Origin of the sequence: Nocardia veterana NBRC 100344 (assembly GCF_000308855.1) — a bacterium.
GTDB lineage: Bacteria > Actinomycetota > Actinomycetes > Mycobacteriales > Mycobacteriaceae > Nocardia > Nocardia veterana.
Window position 1 is genome coordinate 27,797 of record NZ_BAGM01000093.1, and the last position, 15,282, is coordinate 43,078.

Consider the following 15,282-nt stretch of genomic DNA (forward strand, 5'->3'; position numbering starts at 1 on the left):
ACCTGCGCCCGGCTCGGCGCGCAAGCCGCTGAGCGGGTCGAATATCGTGGAGCTGTGACGAACGAGACGCCCCTGGCCCCCTCGACGACCCACGCCTGGCAACCCGATGTGCTGGGGGCGGGATATCGGCAGTTGACCATCCCGCTCGGGCCGGACCCGGACGGGGAAGGTGAGGTGGAGGCCACGCTGGTCCGCCACGAATCCGACTCGGTGGTCCCCACCGTCGGCGCCGTCCTCTACGTGCACGGTTTCACCGACTACTTCTTCCAGAAGCACCTGGCCGAGCACATGAGCGCCCGCGGCTACCGCTTCTACGCGCTGGACCTGCGCAAATGCGGCCGTTCCCGGCGGCCGGGCCAGACCGCCCACTACGTCAGCGACCTGCGCCTGTACGACGACGAACTGGATCGGGCGGTGGCGATCGTGCGCGCCGAAACCCGCCTGCCGGTCCTGCTCATGGCCCATTCCACCGGTGGCCTGGTCCTGCCGCTGTGGCTGAACCGCCGCGACCCGGCCGCCCAGGGCATCACCGGACTGGTACTGAACAGCCCGTGGTTCGACCTCCAGGGCCCGGCGTACTACCGCAGCATCGGCACGGCGGTCATCCACGGGGTGGGGCGGCTCCGGGCCATGACCCGGCTGCCCGGCGGCGAGCTGAGCACCTACGGCGACAGCCTGCACACCAGCGTCTCCGGCGAATGGGACTACAACCTGGACTGGAAGCCGCTGGGCGGTTTCCCCGTACATCTGGGTTGGCTGCGAGCGATCCGCAAAGGCCACGCGGAACTGCATCGCGGCTTGGACATCGGCGTCCCGGCGTTGATCCTGCGGTCGAAGGTGACCAAGTTCATGCGCAAGTACGGCCCGGCCGCGGACGTCTCCGATGTGGTACTCGACGTCCGGCAGATCCAGCGCTGGTCCGGCTGTCTGGGTGGGCGCACCAACATCGTCCCGATCGAGGGCGCCCGCCACGACGTCTTCCTGTCCTCGCCGCAGGTGCGGGCCGAGGCCTTCGGCGAGCTGGACGCGTGGCTGGGCTGGTTGCACGAATTCCGCGCCGCACGAGGCTGATTCGGTTCACACCGGACCGGCGCCGATCCCCGCCGAGGTCGATCCCCGGCGACGGCCGCCCGTCACGCCGGACCGGTCACCACAGTCCGGAACGCAGCACGATCTCGGTCGCGAACTCGTGGTCGGCCTTGACCGGCACCTCGGAGGTGTCGACCTGGGTGACGCGGAACTCGCCGTAGACGTGGCGTCCGCAGGCGTCGGCCACCGACCGGGGCAGGTCGTCGGTCGCGATGACGGTGGTGGGTAGTTCCACGGCCGGGCAGCTCGCATCGGCGGCCGTCCCGTCCACCGGAATCGCCGGATGCGCCCGGCCCGCGACCACCAGGCCGACGAACCGGCCGAACCCGCGCGCGCCCAGCTGCCAGGCCAGATCGGCGCCGGCACCGTACCCGGCGAGATTCGCCCAGGCGATGCCCAGCTCGTCCAGAATTCGGTACACCGCGGCCTGGTCGAGGCCGTCGATCGTTTCCACGGTCACGGTGCGCAGATCGGAGTTGTGCAGTCGTTCGCACACCTGGTCGTAGACGTCGGCGGGAGCGTCGGTGTCGGGCAGCAACAGCACCCAATGCCTGGACTCCGGCCCGCCGACTCGTACCGTCCAGGCGCGGTCACCGACCGCGATTCGCCGGGTTTCCATGCCGCTCCACGCTACACGCGAATCGGCCGGTCCAGGACATGTCCTCGGCCACGTTCGGCCGCCGGTGATGACCGGAATCGCATCGCGTGCGGGCTCAGCGCGTGACGGTGAGAGTGGGCAGTCCCGCGGGCGTACCCGCGCTGATCAGCTGTTCCAGGGCGGTGACGTCCACATGCTGCTCGACCAGGTCGGCCAGCAGGTCCAGCTGGGCGGCACGAACGGCCGCCACCGACGTGTCGGGGGCCACGACGAACCCCGTGCGGCCGGCCTGCGCGGCGGCCTCGCGCAACCAGGCGCGGCGGAACTCGTCGGATTCGAGCAGGCCGTGCAGGTGGGTGCCCCGCACGCAACCGCGCACACTGCCCTCGGTGCCGTCGCCGTCGGCCGTCTCGAGCCATCCCCGATCGCCGGTGCGGCGGACCCGGCCGTGGTGAATCTCATAGCCGGACACCGCGATTCCCGCCACCGCGGGGTCGGCGCCGCGGCCGCTGTTGCGCCGCAACACCTTCGGCTCGGCGAATTCGATGTCGAGATCCAGCAACCCCAGCCCCGCCACGACGCCCGCGGCCGACTCCACCTCGTCGTGGATGCGGCGTCCGAGCATCTGATACCCGCCGCAGATGCCGAGCACCGGCTTGCCGGCCGCGGCGTGGGCGACGATCGCATCGGCGATTCCGGTGCGGCGCAACCAGTTCAGGTCCGACACCGTGGACTTGCTGCCGGGAACGACGACGAGGTCCACCCCGGCCAGGCGCGACGGTTCGCTCACCCAGCGCACCGACACCCCGGGTTCACAGGCCAGCGCCTCGATATCGGTCGAGTTGGAGATCCGGGGCAAGCGGATCGCGGCAACGCTCAGCCATTCCGATCCCACCGGCGGGCCGGGACGCCCGACGGGCGCATCGGCGACGGTTCCGAGCGAATCCTCGGCGTCGAGCCACAGGTCCTCGGAATAGGGCAGCACGCCCAGCGTGGGGCGGCCGGTGAGCGCGGTGAGCCGTTCGAGTCCGGGCCGCAGCAGCTCCACGTCGCCGCGGAACTTGTTGACGACGTATCCGGCGATCAGTTCTTGATCACCGGGCTCCAGGATCGCGACGGTCCCGAACAGATGGGCCAGCACTCCCCCGCGGTCGATATCGCCGACCAGCAACACCGGCAGCCGCGCGGCGCGGGCCAAGCCCATATTCGCCAGGTCGGTGGCCCGGAGGTTGATTTCTGCCGGTGAACCGGCGCCCTCGCAGACGACGACGTCGAATTCGGCGCGCAGTGCGGCCAATTCGCCGGCCACCACGTCGCGCAGTGCCTGCCGGTGCCGGAAGTAGTCCCGCGCGCCGACGGTGTCGACCGCTCGCCCCCGCACCACCAGCTGCGAGCGGCGGTCGCTGCCGGGCTTGAGCAGCACCGGATTGAACCGCACGCTGGGTTCCAGTCCGCAGGCGCGGGCCTGCAGCGCCTGGGCGCGGCCGATCTCCCCGCCGTCGAGGGTGACGACGGAATTGTTGGACATGTTCTGCGCCTTGAACGGCGCCACCCGCACTCCGCGCCGGGCCAGCATCCGGCAGATCCCGGCCACCACCACACTCTTACCGGCGTCCGAGGTGGTGCCCGCGATCAGCAGCGCGCCCCGCAGGCCACCGCCCGCGGAACTCATGGGAGCGTGAGGATTTCGGCGCCCTCCTCGGTCACGACCAGGGTGTGCTCGAATTGCGCGGTCCACTTGCGATCCTTGGTGACCACGGTCCAGCCGTCGTCCCAGATCTCGTAATCGATGCCACCGAGGTTGATCATCGGCTCGATGGTGAAGGTCATGCCCGGTTCGATCACCGATTCGATGGCCGGCTGGTCGTAGTGCAGGATCACCAGCCCGCTGTGGAAGGTCGGGCCCACCCCGTGCCCGGTGAAGTCGCGGACCACGCCGTACCCGAACCGGTTGGCATAGGACTCGATGACCCGGCCGATGACATTGAGCGCCCGCCCCGGCCGGACCGCCTTGATCGCCCGCATGGTCGCCTCGTGGGTCCGCTCCACCAGCAGCCGGACCTCCTCGTCGACGTCACCGGCGAGGAAGGTGGCATTGGTGTCGCCGTGCACCCCGTGGATGTAGGCCGTGACGTCGATGTTGACGATGTCGCCGTCCTCGATCACCGTCGAGTCGGGGATGCCGTGGCAGATCACCTCGTTCAGCGATGTGCAGCACGACTTCGGGAATCCCTTGTAGCCCAGGGTCGACGGATAGGCGCCGTGATCGCAGAGGAACTCGTGCACGACCGCGTCGAGATGGTCGGTGGTGACCCCGGGCGCGACGGCCTTACCGGCCTCCTGCAGCGCCTGCGCGGCCAGTTTGCTCGCGATCCGCATCTTCTCGATGGTCTCCGGCGTCTGCACCCACGGTTCGCGACCCTCGTTGACCGTCTTCTTCCACGCGTACTCCGGGCGCTCGATCGAGCGCGGCACCTCGCGGACGGGCGAGAGCGTTCCGGGGACGAGCGGTTGGCGGGTGCGCACAGACATGTATTCAGACTATCCGCCCCGGCCGAACTGCGGCGACGCCGGTGGGGGCGGTCACCGGCCGACCGGGCCGCCCACGCCGCTGACCAGATCGGTGTAGCCGTCCACCAGCTCGGCGAGGTGGTACCAGTGCTTGTGCGTGGTGTCGCTGCGGGCGCCGTCCCGGTCGATGGCGCGGTTGGCCGCGACCCAACTGCCGGCCATGCGATCGACGATCGGGCCGAGCACGTCGGTGCGCAGCGCGACACCGGTGCGGTAGCCCGGCAGTTCGCGTTCGACCCACTCGTTGATCTCGTCGATGAGTTCGCCACGGCGACGGTCGATTTCGGCGATCAGGATCGGATCGGTGACCTGCGCCCGGCGGGTGTGCAGATCGGCCAGCGCCCGGGCGGAGCGGAGCAGTTCCCGGTCCTGGAAACGTCGTCCCTGGAAGGCGCACAACAACTGTGGGGCCGCCGGTAACGCACTGGCAATCGAAGTGGTCATCGCCACGCTCCGAATACGCCCGATTCCCGCATCGATCGTTGTATCGATCGCACTGACATCGTTGATCTCCGGATTTCGCTCGTCCGTACATCGGATCGGTCGTCCGAACCTAAAGAGTAGACGGGATTCTGCTCTTGCATATGCAAGAACGCAAGATTGCGACCGCACGCCGGGGGTTACGGTGTGGTCACAGTCCACCGACTCGGTGGAAGATCCCAGCGACCTGCGAAAACCGGGTGAGAAAGGTTGTGCAGGTGATCATTTCACGGGCCGCACCAGCCGCTCGGGAGCCCGCTCGGCGCGTCGGAGATTCCGCGTCGCGGCCGCCGTCAGTCCCCCGCGAGCCCACGCAACAGGATCTCCACCGGTGGTCGGCTGGGCCTGCCCGCCGATTTCCTGAGCGCCCCCGACGGCGGCATCCTCGCCGCCCACTACGGAACCCATGCCGACGACCAGTCGTCGGTCGACCAACTCCGCACCCTGGCACGGACCTACCGGTCCTGAACACGATCGAGTCGTTTCTCGGACAGCCCTTCGTCGCGCCCGCGCGGTGCCGAGCCGGTTCGCGACCGCACCCGGCATCGTTGCTCACTCGAGCGAAACCCCCGTCCCGGTGGCGCATTTCGCCGCGACGACCACGGTGCGAGACCGATAATGCCGACATGTTCGACAACGCTCGCCTGCGCCGGACGATGGTGGCGCTGGCCGGGGCACTACTGGTCATGATCTCCGGCGGGCCGGCGCACGCCGACCGGCCCGTCGGGGACAACCCCCTCGGTGGGCAGATCGCGATACCCTGCGGCGCCGGTACCCTCGGCGTCCACGCCGATTGGTATCTGCCCGCCGCGACGCCGCGCGCCTTGATCTGGTTGCAACACGGATTCGCTCGCAGCGCGGCCAACGTGGCCGACCTGGGCCGTCGTTTCGCCGATGCCGGCTATCTGGTCGTCGCGCCGAATCTGCCGTCGGCCGATGCCGACGACTGCACCCTGCAGAACGTCACCGGCAACACCGCCTTCCTCGCCGGCATCGCGAACCTGTTCGAGCCCGGCGCTCCCACCGGATTGACGACCGCCCTGGCCGCGGCCGCGCGCACCGCCGGGCGGGCCGTACCGGCGATTCCGGACCGATGGGTATTCGTCGGCCATTCGGCCGGTGGCGAAGCCGTCGAATATGTCGCCGATCAACTGCTGCTGCGCCATCCGGCGCTCTGGCCGCGGCTGCGCGGGCTGATCCTGCTCGATCCGGTGGCCTCGTTCGTGGGCGACAACACCGCCCGTGCCCTCACCGATCTGGACACGACGTCGCTACCCATCCTCACCGTCTCCGGTCCGGCCGGTCTGTGCAACAACTTCGGCTCCGGCACCGCCGCGCTGCAGGCCCGGCTGCATCGCCCGTACGTCGGTGTGCGGCTACCGGGCGGGGTGCATACCGATGCCGAGGGCACGAGCAGCGATGTGGTCGGCGAATTGTTCTGCGGTGCACCGCGTTCCGACGATATCGGCACCCTGCAGACGCTGGCGACGGGATGGGCGCACGACTTCGTGAGTGGTGCCCGCACCCCCGGGCTGTACCCGGACGACACCGCACCGCAGCGTCTGGCCGCCGCACCGGATGCCACGGTCCTGACCGGCGCCTGAGCGCTCAGGCGAAGCCGGCGTGCATCTCCCAGAGCAAGACCTCACTCGGCTGCACCGCGGTCAGGCGCTGACCACCGGTGGCGGTGGTTCGGATCGCATCGCCGGCGTGCAGGACGGCATCCCCATCGGCCTCACCGCCTTCGACCCGCACCGCGCCGCGCGCGAGGAAGACATGACCGAACGGTGCGTCCGGTAGTCGAATCGCGCGACCGGGGTCCAGCCGCGCCACATGGAAGGCGGCGTACCGGTTGCCCAGCGTGATCGCCGTCTCGTCGCGATACCGCGCCATCCCGGAGGCCACGGTGACCAGTTCGTTGCGCTCGAGCTCGGCGCGAATGTCGGCTTCCTGATAGCTCGGCGCCCGTCCGGGCCGATCGGGCGGGATCCACATCTGAATCACGTGCAGCGTGCGGCGCTCGTGCCGCGGCGCGCCGTTGCGCTCGGAATGCAGGATGCCGGTGCCGGCGCTCATCCGCTGCGCCAGGCCGGGATGGACGAGCCCGGAGTGACCCTCCGAATCCTGATGCACCACAGTGCCTTCGAGCACCCACGTCACGATCTCGGTGTCCCTGTGCTGATGGGTGTCGAACCCCTCGCCGGCGTCCACCACATCCTCGTTGTGCACCATCAGCAGGCCGTGGGCGTTCGCGGCGAGGTCGAAATTCCCGGTCGCGGGAAACGACTGATGCGAGGTCAGCCACTCGTTGCGCCAGTGATATCGCTGCTCGGAGCGCACGATCCGGACCCGCTCCGACACCGTGGGTGCCATCTCGATCGACCTCCGTTGCGCCGCTGTTCCACTGCTGCAATCACACGGCGAACGGCGATATTCCCACCCTCGAGGCGAGGGCGTCCGCCGTCACAGCCGGGCGGTATGCTCGCCCAACCGATCCCACACCAGGTGGAACGCGCTCGAGCGTCCCGAATCCCGCAAGGAGAACGCGCGCGATGGCAGGTAAACGCACTGTGCTGACAGTTCAGCTGCGGCGGCTGGCCGCGCTGCTGTTCCAGATGCGGGAGCAGGCGGGTATCAGCAAGGAGGTGGTCAGCGCCCGCACCGGCATCAACGTGACGACGCTCTACCGGATCGAAACCGCGCAGGCCCGCCCGCAGCGTCGCACGCTCACCGCCATGCTCGACCTGTACGGCGTCGACGAACCGCAGCGCTCCGACGCGCTCCAACTGCTCGCCGAGGCGCAGAAGCCCGGGATGTCACGTCCGTTCGAGGCTGCCGTCTCGGAGGTCTACGCCGCCTACATCAACTTCGAGACCGAGGCGCTGTCGGCGCGACTGTTCCAGACCTCGTTCATCCCCGGCCTGCTGCAGACCGAAAGGTACGCGTGGGCGGTCCTCGACACCGCGATGCCCAAGGTCGAGGCGTCGGTGATCGAGCAGCGGCTGCGGGCCCGGGTGGAACGGTCCAAAGTACTGACCCGGGAAGGCAACCCGCTGGAATTGTGGGTGGTACTCGACGAGGCCGCGATCCGGCGGGTGGTGGGCGGACCCGAGGTGATGCGCGAGCAGCTGCTGCGGCTGACCGAGGACACCGACAAGCGCAATGTCATCCTCCAGGTGCTGCCGTTCGGTGCCGGAGCGCATCCGGCGATGGTCGGCTCCTTCGTCGTGCTGGACTTCCCCGACCCGGCGGATCCGGAACTGGTCTACGTCGAGGGCATCGCGGGCGACGACATTGTCGAGGGGCACAACGAGATTCGCCGCTTCGGCGTGATGTTCGACCAGTTGCGCGCGATGGCGCTGAGCCCGCGCGACTCGGCGGAGATGATCAGCGAAGTGGCCGAGAGCCTGCGCTGACCCGCGCCGCGGCCGGCTCACTGCCTGCTGGCCCGCCGATATCCGACCGCCGCCGGCACCGCGAAGACGACGACGGCACCCCCGGCCCACGCCACCGTCGCCCACAGCGGACCGCCGGCGGGCTCGCCCAGGGCCAGGGCGCGCATCGTGTCGATGGCGGTCGACATCGGCTGATGCGCGACGATCGGCTGCGCCCACCCGGGATAGGCGGCGAGTGGTACGAAGCCGGTGCTGAAGAACATCAGCAACGAGGACCCCAGCGAAATGGCCTCGACCACGAAGGACTTCGCCGAGTAGACCGCCACGGCGGTCACCATCGTGGCGAAACCGAGCCCGTACAGGATCGGCACCGCGAGCACGGCCGGTGCCGCGATCGGCCGGTGGAATCGGAAGCCGAGCAGCATCCCCACCGCGAGCAGGACCACCGTGCACACCACGATCCGCACCACCTCGGCGAGAATCCGGGACAGCAGTCCGGATGCCCGGTGCACCGGCAACGCCCAGAACCGGCCCAGCAGCCCGGCATCGCGTTCGCGGCCCAGCGTCACCGCGCCCGCCAATGATCCGGACATCACCGACACCACGGTGACCATCGGCACCGAGCCGTAGAGCGCGTTCACCCCGGAAAAGGCCGAGATCTGCCGCCCGAGAACGGTATTCAGAATCACCAGCAGCAGCGCCGGGAAGACCAGTGTCTGCGCGGTGGTGACCGGGTCGCGCCGCCACCGCCGCAGCAGGCGCCCGGTCTGCAGCAACGTCTGGGGCAGCAGATGAGGCCACCGCTCGGTATCACCACGCGCCCGGCCGAATTCCGCCATCGCGGACGACGTGCCCGTCATCGCTGCCTCCGCAGGGCGACCAGAACCGACCCACCACCGAAGACGAGGACGCCCGCGGCGGTCCACAACACCCCGGGCGCGACCGTGGCCCAATCGACCGGCGTCGCGAATCCGGTCCGGTCACCGGCCAGCGCTCGCATGGTGTCGACGAACTGTGACACCGGCTGATCGCGAGCGAACCCCTGAATCCAGGGCGGAAACTGGTCCGCCGGCGCGAATCCCGTGGAGACCATCCCGAGGATCAACTGCGGCAGCATCAGCACCTGGGTGGTGGCCTCCGGCGATTTCGAGACCGTGCCCAGCAGATCCCCGAACAATCCCAACATGACTCCCAGCGCCACCGCGAAGGCGAGGAAACCCGCTGTCTCCCAGCGGCTCCCACCGAAGCGGAAGCCGATCACATGAGCGGCCAGCAGCGCGGCGGCCAGCGCGACGACGCTGCGATAACCCGTGGCGGCGGTGCGTGCGACCAGCGGGGCGATCGGTGGAATCGGCATGGTGGCCAGCCGGGCGTCCAGCCCGTCGCGGGCGTCGACCGCGGCGCGGAACGCGGCCGCGGTAGCGCAGAACGACACCGCCTGCATGACCACCATCGGCATCAGGAACTGGGCATAGCTGCTCGCCCCGTGCCCGGCGAAACTCATCACCCGGTTCAGCGGGACGTAGAAGCCGAGGGTGAACACCGTGGGGGCGAGCACGGCGGTGAGCACCTCACCGTTGCGCAGTGAGGGCCGGACCTGGCGGCGGGTCAGCACCCAGCACGGAATCCACCAGCGGCGCAGGACCGCCGATGTCCGCTGTGGCGGCATCGGTTCGATCCGCACCGTCGTCCGGCGTCCGGGGGCGATCGGCATCGCTCCATCACATCAGATATCGGGGCGCCCGCGGGCGAACTCGCAGCATCCCTTGTCCGATCCGGGCCGAATGCCGGGCTCTGTCAAGGCCGGTACCGCACGCCGCGACGGTTCGCCCGCGTGGTCCTCCCACCCTCGGCACGCGTGGCAACTATGCTGTGCGCCGTGCTCGAACCCCAATCTCCCGTCGCCCCCCATCCGGATATCGCCCATCTGGCACCGCTGCTGGGCACCTGGCGGGGCTCCGGCCGCGGGGAGTACCCGACCATCGAGCCGTTCGACTATCACGAGGAGATCCACTTCGGCCACGTCGGCCGGCCGTTCCTCACCTACCGCCAGCGCACCCGGCACGCCGGGGACGGGCGCTCGCTGCACTCCGAAACCGGCTATCTGCGCTCGACGGGCGCCGATCGGGTCGAGCTGATCCTGGCCCATCCGACCGGCATCACCGAGATCTGCGAGGGCCGGATCGCCGTCGCCGACGACGGGCTGCGCCTGGAACTCGACTCGACACATGTCGGTACGTCGAGTACGGCGAAGCTGGTGACCGCGCTCGGACGTTCCATCCATCTCTCCGGCGACACCATCGACTACACATTGCGCATGGCGGCGGTCGGGCAACCGACCCAACATCATCTGGCCGCCAGCTTGCGCCGAGCTGAACAGAACTAAAAAATAACGGCGTGACCTGGGTTTATCCCCTCGTTTCCGCTGTGCCGCGCGGCACAGGGGGTTGTCCGCGCGCGGTTCGCCGGTTTACCGTTTTTCGGGTCGGCTAACAGTCGGCGAACCGATGGTTCGATGCCAGTGGCTCTCACTCACCCGCAAGGGGGAAGACCATGAAGCGTTCGACGCTCACGCTGATCACCGCGGGGATGATCCTCGCCGGAACCGGTGCCGTGGAGATTCTCGGAGATGGTTCGGCCGGGGCCGCGCCTCCCACCGAGCACGCCACCTCGGCCACCACGAGCGGATCGGAGGTGCAGGCACCATAGTCGGCCAACGAATTAAACAACTCTCATCCCCGTGACCGGACGTCGCATCGGCGTCCGGTCACGTTCGTCTCGGCGAGTGCCCGCGAGACCGATCACGCCTCACCCGGCGGCAGGGCGGCCAGCATGTCGCGGGTCACCGCCACCGCGTTGTCGGAACTTCCGCCCCGCACCAGCAATGTCGCCCAGGCCAGGTCGCCGCGGTAGCCGATGAACCAGGAATGCGAACCACCGTCCACCTCGGCCTCACCCGTCTTGCCGAACACCTCGCCCTGGTCGGCGATCCGCGCGGCGGTGCCTCCGGTGACCACCTTGCGCATCATCTCCTGCAATCCGCGCACCACCTGCGGCGCCAGGGCGGGCCGGTCACCGTGCACCGCGGTCGCGTGTCCGGCGATCAGATACGGCGTCGGCGCCGAACCGTGCGCCACGGTGGCCGCCACCAAGGCCATACCCAACGGGCTGACCACCACCTTGCCCTGACCGATGCCGTCCTCGGTGCGCACCACCAGGTCGTCGGCGCGCGGGACCGAGCCCGACACGGTCGGCAGTCCCGCCACCGTGTAGTCGGGGCCGACCCCGAACCGGGCGGCCGCATCGGTCAGCGCGTCGCCCGGCAGTTCGCTGGCCAGCTTCGCGAAGGCGGTGTTGCAGGACCGCTCGTAGGCGGTCGCCATCGGCACGTCGCCGAGGGAGAACAGATCGTAGTTCGGAATCGTGCGCTCCCCCACCACGATTCGGCTCGGACACGGCACCGTGGTGTCGGGCTCGGCGATGCCCGCGGCCATCGCGGCCGCCGCGGTGACCGTCTTGAACGTGGACCCGGGTGGGTAGAGCCCGGTGGTGGCGACGGGTCCGTCGGCATCGGCCGCCTCGTTCTGCGCCACCGCCAGCAGGGCGCCCGTGGACGGCTGCACCACCACCATCATGGTCTGTTCGCGGCGGCCGTCGACGGCACGCTGGGCGGCATTCTGCACATGACGGTCGATGCTCAGCGAGAACGACGGCGCCGGCTGCGGCGCAACCTCTTTCAACACGTCGGTGTCGACGCCGTCGGCATTGACCGTCACCACGCTCCAGCCGGCCTTGCCGTCGACCTCGTCGATCACGGTTTTGCGGATCTGCGTCATCAGATCGGGGGCGAAATGCCGGTCGGTGGGGACGAGATCCCACTGCCGGTCGATGGTCACACCGGACAGCCCGAGCAATTGGCCGCCCACCTCGTCGAATTCCCGGTCGGTCAGCGCGATGACTGGATACGGACCGTTCGCCTTGCGCGCGGCGGCGAGAATCGCGTCCGCGCCGAGGGCGTCGTCGAACCGCTTCAATGCCGCCGACAACGCGCCCGCCACATAGCCGGGGTCCGAGGCCGCGCCGACGGTGAACGAAATCCGATGCACCGCACCGGGAACGAGGACATCGCCGCCGGACCGCTCGTTCACCCGGGCCCGGGGTGCGGGGGTGGCGCGAAGATGCAGCGTCTGGGTGTCACCGAGTTTGGGATGTATGTCGGCGGCCGTCCAGCGCACCTGCCAGCGTCCACCACTGCGGCCCATCGGCAATTGCCCGGTGTAGGTCCAGACCCGATTCTTCGGCAGCGTCCACTCGTAGGTGTAGTCGACCGTGGCGGTGTCACCGGTGACCCGGGCCGAACCGGTGTGTGCGCTCAACTTCTCGGCCTGCAGGTTCGTCCACGCCGAAGTCAGTGCCGCCGAGGCCTTCTCGGGCTGAGTGGTCAGATCGGCCGCCCGCGCCACATCGTGCGCGGCGAACGCCGACAGAAACGCGTCGGCGGCGGCCACCGGGCCCGACGACGCGGACGAACAGGCGCCCACCGTGACGACCACGGCGGTGGCGGCGCTCAATGCCAGCGCCCGGGGCATCCACGCCCGCAACGGATATTTCGACCTCGACATCGCCACCGATGGTAGCCAGCCGATCGCTGGTAATTCTTGCGACACACTGGTTTTGCACCGCGTGCAACAAACCTGCCGGTTCAGTCGACCAGAACGGTGGCGAAGGTGGCGACCTGGTGGAATCCAACCCGGGCGTAGGCGCGGCGGGCCACTTCGTTGTAGGAGTTCACGTAGAGGCTCGCGGTCCGGCCGGCCGCGACAACGGCATCCGCGACGGCCGCGGTACCGGCCGTGCCCAGCCCGCGTCCCCGCCACTGCGGATGCACCCATACGCCCTGGATCTGGCCCGTGCGCCGGGACATCGCCCCTACCTCGGCCTTGTAGACGACCTCGCCGTCCTCGAACCGGGCCCAGGCGCGACCGGATTCGATCAGTCCGGCGACGCGGCGCCGGTAGCCGCGGCCGCCGTCACCCGCGCGCGGATCGACGCCGATCTCCTCGGTGAACATCGCGACGGCGGCGACGAGATAGCGGTCCAGTTCGTCGGTGCGCACTCGGCGGACCTTCGGATCCGGCACCACTCGTGCCCGGCCGTCGAGCGCCAGCAAAGGCTGATCGGAACGGATCTCGCGGGGCGGCCCCCAGCGTTGCTCCAGCATCTCCCACAGCGGCAGCGCCAGTTCCTGGCGGCCGACCACCGACGAGCACACCCGCGGCCACCGGGCCGCGCGCTCGGCGAAGGCGCGCAGGTCCTCGGTGTTCCCGCGCAGCGGCACCAGATTCGCACCGGAGAAGCACAGCGAATCCTCGGGCGTCCCCCGAGACCACAGCTCACCGCCGCCGCGATTGTCCAACCCGGATTCCTGCAGGCGTGCCGCCACCATGCAAGCGGCCACCGGGTCGGTGTCCAGCACTTGCAGCACCCGAGTCAGATCTCGTTCACCGAGCTGACGAGCACCGGAAATCCGTGACCGGCGCGACGGTTCCAGCACACTCCGCACGCTCCCAGCCTGCCATGAACCTCGCCTGCGTGCGGGGGCTTTGCTCGGCTCCAGTGGCAGAATGCGGCCGACTCGCACCGGGCCCGGCTCCGTTGTCCGTGTCCGGTACTCAGCCGACCGTGACGACCGGCTCGCCGGCTTCCGCGTCGACACCCATTTCGTCGGCGAGCCGCATGGCCTCTTCGATCAGCGTCTCCACGATCCGATGTTCCGGCACGGTCTTGATCACCTCGCCCTTGACGAAGATCTGGCCCTTGCCGTTGCCCGACGCCACGCCCAGATCCGCTTCGCGCGCCTCGCCCGGCCCGTTGACCACACAACCCATCACGGCCACCCGCAGCGGTACCGACAACCCCTCCAGGCCGGCGGTGACCTCGTTGGCGAGGGTGTAGACGTCGACCTGGGCACGGCCACAGGACGGACAGGACACGATCTCGAGTTTGCGGGGACGCAGATTCAGCGACTGCAGGATCTGCCCGCCGACCTTGACCTCCTCCGCGGGCGGCGCGGACAGCGAGACCCGGATGGTGTCCCCGATCCCCTCGCTGAGCAGCGCACCGAAGGCGACGGCGGATTTGATCGTGCCCTGGAACGCCGGTCCGGCCTCGGTCACGCCCAGATGCAGCGGATAGTCGCACTGCGCGGCCAGCTGCCGGTAGGCCTCGACCATGACGACCGGGTCGTTGTGCTTCACCGAGATCTTGATGTCGCCGAAGCCGTGCTCCTCGAACAGGCTCGCCTCCCACAACGCCGACTCGACCAGCGCCTCGGGGGTGGCCTTGCCGTACTTCTCCAGCATCCGCTTGTCCAGGGAGCCCGCGTTCACGCCGATCCGGATCGGGATCCCGGCCGCGCCCGCGGCCTTGGCGACCTCCTTGACCCGGCCGTCGAACTCCTTGATGTTGCCCGGATTGACGCGTACGGCGGCGCAGCCGGCGTCGATCGCGGCGAAGATGTAGCGCGGCTGGAAGTGGATATCGGCGATCACCGGGATCTGCGACTTCTTCGCGATCATCGGCAGCGCGTCGGCATCCTCCTGCCGGGGGCAGGCCACGCGGACGATATCGCAGCCCGCGGCGGTCAGCTCGGCGATCTGCTGCAGCGTCGCGTTCACATCGTGGGTTTTGGTCGTGGTCATCGACTGGACCGAGATGGGGTGATCACTGCCCACTCCCACCGTGCCCACCATCAGCTGGCGGGTCTTACGCCGCGGTGCGAGGACCGCCGCCGGTGCGGCCGGCATCCCCAAGGTGATGGCTGTGCTCACGTTCGGCTGCCTACTTTCGTCTGCGTACTGGGTGCACCCGTTCGCTGCCGAGTCTAGTGCGGGCACCGTGAGTGCGATCTGTGAGAGCACCGACACGGCGGCCCGTGCTCCGGGTCATATCGTCCGACCGGCTCCGCGAACCGACTGTGACCGGGACCGCACCGGCCGCGGACGGCAGATCGGAGTGCCCCGGTCGGCGGCGCTTTTCCGGCCTCGCCGCCGGCTGGTTACCGTGATACGACCCGGATTCACCACGCACTCCGGGCGACGATGCGCGGCGTGGCGAATCACCGCCGCGTTCAGGAGGATTCACCGAATG

Annotated in this window: 15 protein-coding genes and 1 pseudogene; 6 read left to right on the forward strand and 10 right to left on the reverse strand. The window is 69.2% G+C overall.

All coding sequences use genetic code 11. From position 1 onward, the window contains the following. The first annotated feature begins 54 nt into the window (after nt 1–54). Nucleotides 55–1,071, forward strand: a complete 1,017-nt coding sequence (locus ON37_RS16370; protein WP_083893045.1) for an alpha/beta hydrolase — start codon at nt 55–57, stop codon at nt 1,069–1,071. Between the two features lie 76 nt (nt 1,072–1,147). Here the strand turns inward: ON37_RS16370 and ON37_RS16375 are convergent, their stop codons facing one another. From ON37_RS16375 to ON37_RS16390, 4 genes are all read right to left on the reverse strand, one after another. Further along, a complete protein-coding gene (locus tag ON37_RS16375; protein ID WP_040720438.1) occupies nt 1,148–1,708 on the reverse strand; it encodes a hypothetical protein in 561 nt (186 codons plus the stop codon). Between the two features lie 94 nt (nt 1,709–1,802). Continuing rightward, nucleotides 1,803–3,359, reverse strand: a complete 1,557-nt coding sequence (locus tag ON37_RS16380) for a cobyric acid synthase (RefSeq protein WP_040720439.1) — start codon at nt 3,357–3,359, stop codon at nt 1,803–1,805. Further along, nucleotides 3,356–4,219, reverse strand: coding sequence for a type I methionyl aminopeptidase (gene map / locus ON37_RS16385; RefSeq protein WP_040720440.1), 864 nt, complete (start codon nt 4,217–4,219; stop codon nt 3,356–3,358). The genes ON37_RS16380 and map overlap by 4 nt, the downstream gene beginning before the upstream one ends. A gap of 51 nt (nt 4,220–4,270) precedes the next feature. Continuing rightward, nucleotides 4,271–4,702, reverse strand: coding sequence for a hypothetical protein (locus ON37_RS16390; RefSeq protein ID WP_245553227.1), 432 nt, complete (start codon nt 4,700–4,702; stop codon nt 4,271–4,273). A gap of 366 nt (nt 4,703–5,068) precedes the next feature. Between ON37_RS16390 and ON37_RS34200 the strand changes: the two are divergent. Continuing rightward, nucleotides 5,069–5,206 (forward strand): annotated as a pseudogene (locus tag ON37_RS34200) (AhpC/TSA family protein); the annotation flags it as partial. 158 nt (nt 5,207–5,364) lie between these two features. Next, a complete protein-coding gene (locus ON37_RS16395) occupies nt 5,365–6,342 on the forward strand; it encodes an alpha/beta fold hydrolase (protein ID WP_051031666.1) in 978 nt (325 codons plus the stop codon). Nucleotides 6,343–6,346: 4 nt separating this feature from the next. On the opposite strand, the gene ON37_RS16400 is transcribed toward ON37_RS16395, so the two are convergent. Beyond that, complete coding sequence (locus ON37_RS16400; protein ID WP_040720441.1) at nt 6,347–7,111, reverse strand: pirin family protein; 765 nt, start codon at nt 7,109–7,111, stop codon at nt 6,347–6,349. A 179-nt stretch (nt 7,112–7,290) separates the two neighbouring features. On the opposite strand from ON37_RS16400, the gene ON37_RS16405 reads away from it, so the two are divergent. Then, a complete protein-coding gene (locus ON37_RS16405) occupies nt 7,291–8,154 on the forward strand; it encodes a helix-turn-helix domain-containing protein (RefSeq protein ID WP_040720442.1) in 864 nt (287 codons plus the stop codon). A 17-nt stretch (nt 8,155–8,171) separates the two neighbouring features. On the opposite strand, the gene ON37_RS16410 is transcribed toward ON37_RS16405, so the two are convergent. Then, nucleotides 8,172–8,993: an ABC transporter permease gene (locus ON37_RS16410; RefSeq protein ID WP_040720443.1), complete on the reverse strand. Its 822-nt coding sequence runs from the start codon at nt 8,991–8,993 to the stop codon at nt 8,172–8,174. Then, the gene (locus tag ON37_RS16415) at nt 8,990–9,847 is read right to left on the reverse strand and encodes an ABC transporter permease (RefSeq protein ID WP_306306488.1); all 858 of its coding nucleotides are present in this window, start codon (nt 9,845–9,847) and stop codon (nt 8,990–8,992) included. Before ON37_RS16415 ends, ON37_RS16410 begins: the two co-directional genes overlap by 4 nt. A 153-nt stretch (nt 9,848–10,000) precedes the next feature. Between ON37_RS16415 and ON37_RS16420 the strand changes: the two genes are divergently transcribed. Beyond that, nucleotides 10,001–10,519: a peroxynitrite isomerase gene (locus ON37_RS16420; RefSeq protein ID WP_051031667.1), complete on the forward strand. Its 519-nt coding sequence runs from the start codon at nt 10,001–10,003 to the stop codon at nt 10,517–10,519. Between the two features lie 167 nt (nt 10,520–10,686). Further along, nucleotides 10,687–10,842, forward strand: coding sequence for a hypothetical protein (locus ON37_RS32960; RefSeq protein WP_157171469.1), 156 nt, complete (start codon nt 10,687–10,689; stop codon nt 10,840–10,842). Between the two features lie 92 nt (nt 10,843–10,934). On the opposite strand, the gene ON37_RS16425 is transcribed toward ON37_RS32960, so the two are convergent. The 3 genes from ON37_RS16425 to ispG all read right to left on the reverse strand — a co-directional run bounded on the left by ON37_RS16425 (nt 10,935) and on the right by ispG (nt 14,939). Next, nucleotides 10,935–12,755, reverse strand: a complete 1,821-nt coding sequence (locus ON37_RS16425) for a penicillin-binding transpeptidase domain-containing protein (protein ID WP_040720511.1) — start codon at nt 12,753–12,755, stop codon at nt 10,935–10,937. A gap of 80 nt (nt 12,756–12,835) precedes the next feature. Then, a complete protein-coding gene (locus tag ON37_RS16430) occupies nt 12,836–13,696 on the reverse strand; it encodes a GNAT family N-acetyltransferase (protein ID WP_083893046.1) in 861 nt (286 codons plus the stop codon). Between the two features lie 109 nt (nt 13,697–13,805). Continuing rightward, entirely contained in the window at nt 13,806–14,939 is a 1,134-nt protein-coding gene (gene ispG, locus ON37_RS16435) for a flavodoxin-dependent (E)-4-hydroxy-3-methylbut-2-enyl-diphosphate synthase (RefSeq protein WP_210741136.1), read from the reverse strand. Between the last annotated feature and the right edge of the window lie 343 nt (nt 14,940–15,282).

Coding starts and splice junctions, on each gene's coding strand:
- map (WP_040720440.1), bottom strand. CDS start 4,219: ATGTCTGTGCGCACCCGCCAACCGCTCGTCCCCGGAACGCTCTCGCCC.
- ON37_RS16375 (WP_040720438.1), bottom strand. CDS start 1,708: ATGGAAACCCGGCGAATCGCGGTCGGTGACCGCGCCTGGACGGTACGA.
- ON37_RS16425 (WP_040720511.1), bottom strand. CDS start 12,755: ATGTCGAGGTCGAAATATCCGTTGCGGGCGTGGATGCCCCGGGCGCTG.
- ON37_RS16405 (WP_040720442.1), top strand. CDS start 7,291: ATGGCAGGTAAACGCACTGTGCTGACAGTTCAGCTGCGGCGGCTGGCC.
- ON37_RS16410 (WP_040720443.1), bottom strand. CDS start 8,993: ATGACGGGCACGTCGTCCGCGATGGCGGAATTCGGCCGGGCGCGTGGT.
- ON37_RS16400 (WP_040720441.1), bottom strand. CDS start 7,111: ATGGCACCCACGGTGTCGGAGCGGGTCCGGATCGTGCGCTCCGAGCAG.
- ON37_RS16380 (WP_040720439.1), bottom strand. CDS start 3,359: ATGAGTTCCGCGGGCGGTGGCCTGCGGGGCGCGCTGCTGATCGCGGGC.
- ON37_RS32960 (WP_157171469.1), top strand. CDS start 10,687: ATGAAGCGTTCGACGCTCACGCTGATCACCGCGGGGATGATCCTCGCC.
- ON37_RS16395 (WP_051031666.1), top strand. CDS start 5,365: ATGTTCGACAACGCTCGCCTGCGCCGGACGATGGTGGCGCTGGCCGGG.
- ON37_RS16415 (WP_306306488.1), bottom strand. CDS start 9,847: ATGCCGATCGCCCCCGGACGCCGGACGACGGTGCGGATCGAACCGATG.
- ON37_RS16420 (WP_051031667.1), top strand. CDS start 10,001: ATGCTGTGCGCCGTGCTCGAACCCCAATCTCCCGTCGCCCCCCATCCG.
- ON37_RS16390 (WP_245553227.1), bottom strand. CDS start 4,702: ATGACCACTTCGATTGCCAGTGCGTTACCGGCGGCCCCACAGTTGTTG.
- ispG (WP_210741136.1), bottom strand. CDS start 14,939: ATGCCGGCCGCACCGGCGGCGGTCCTCGCACCGCGGCGTAAGACCCGC.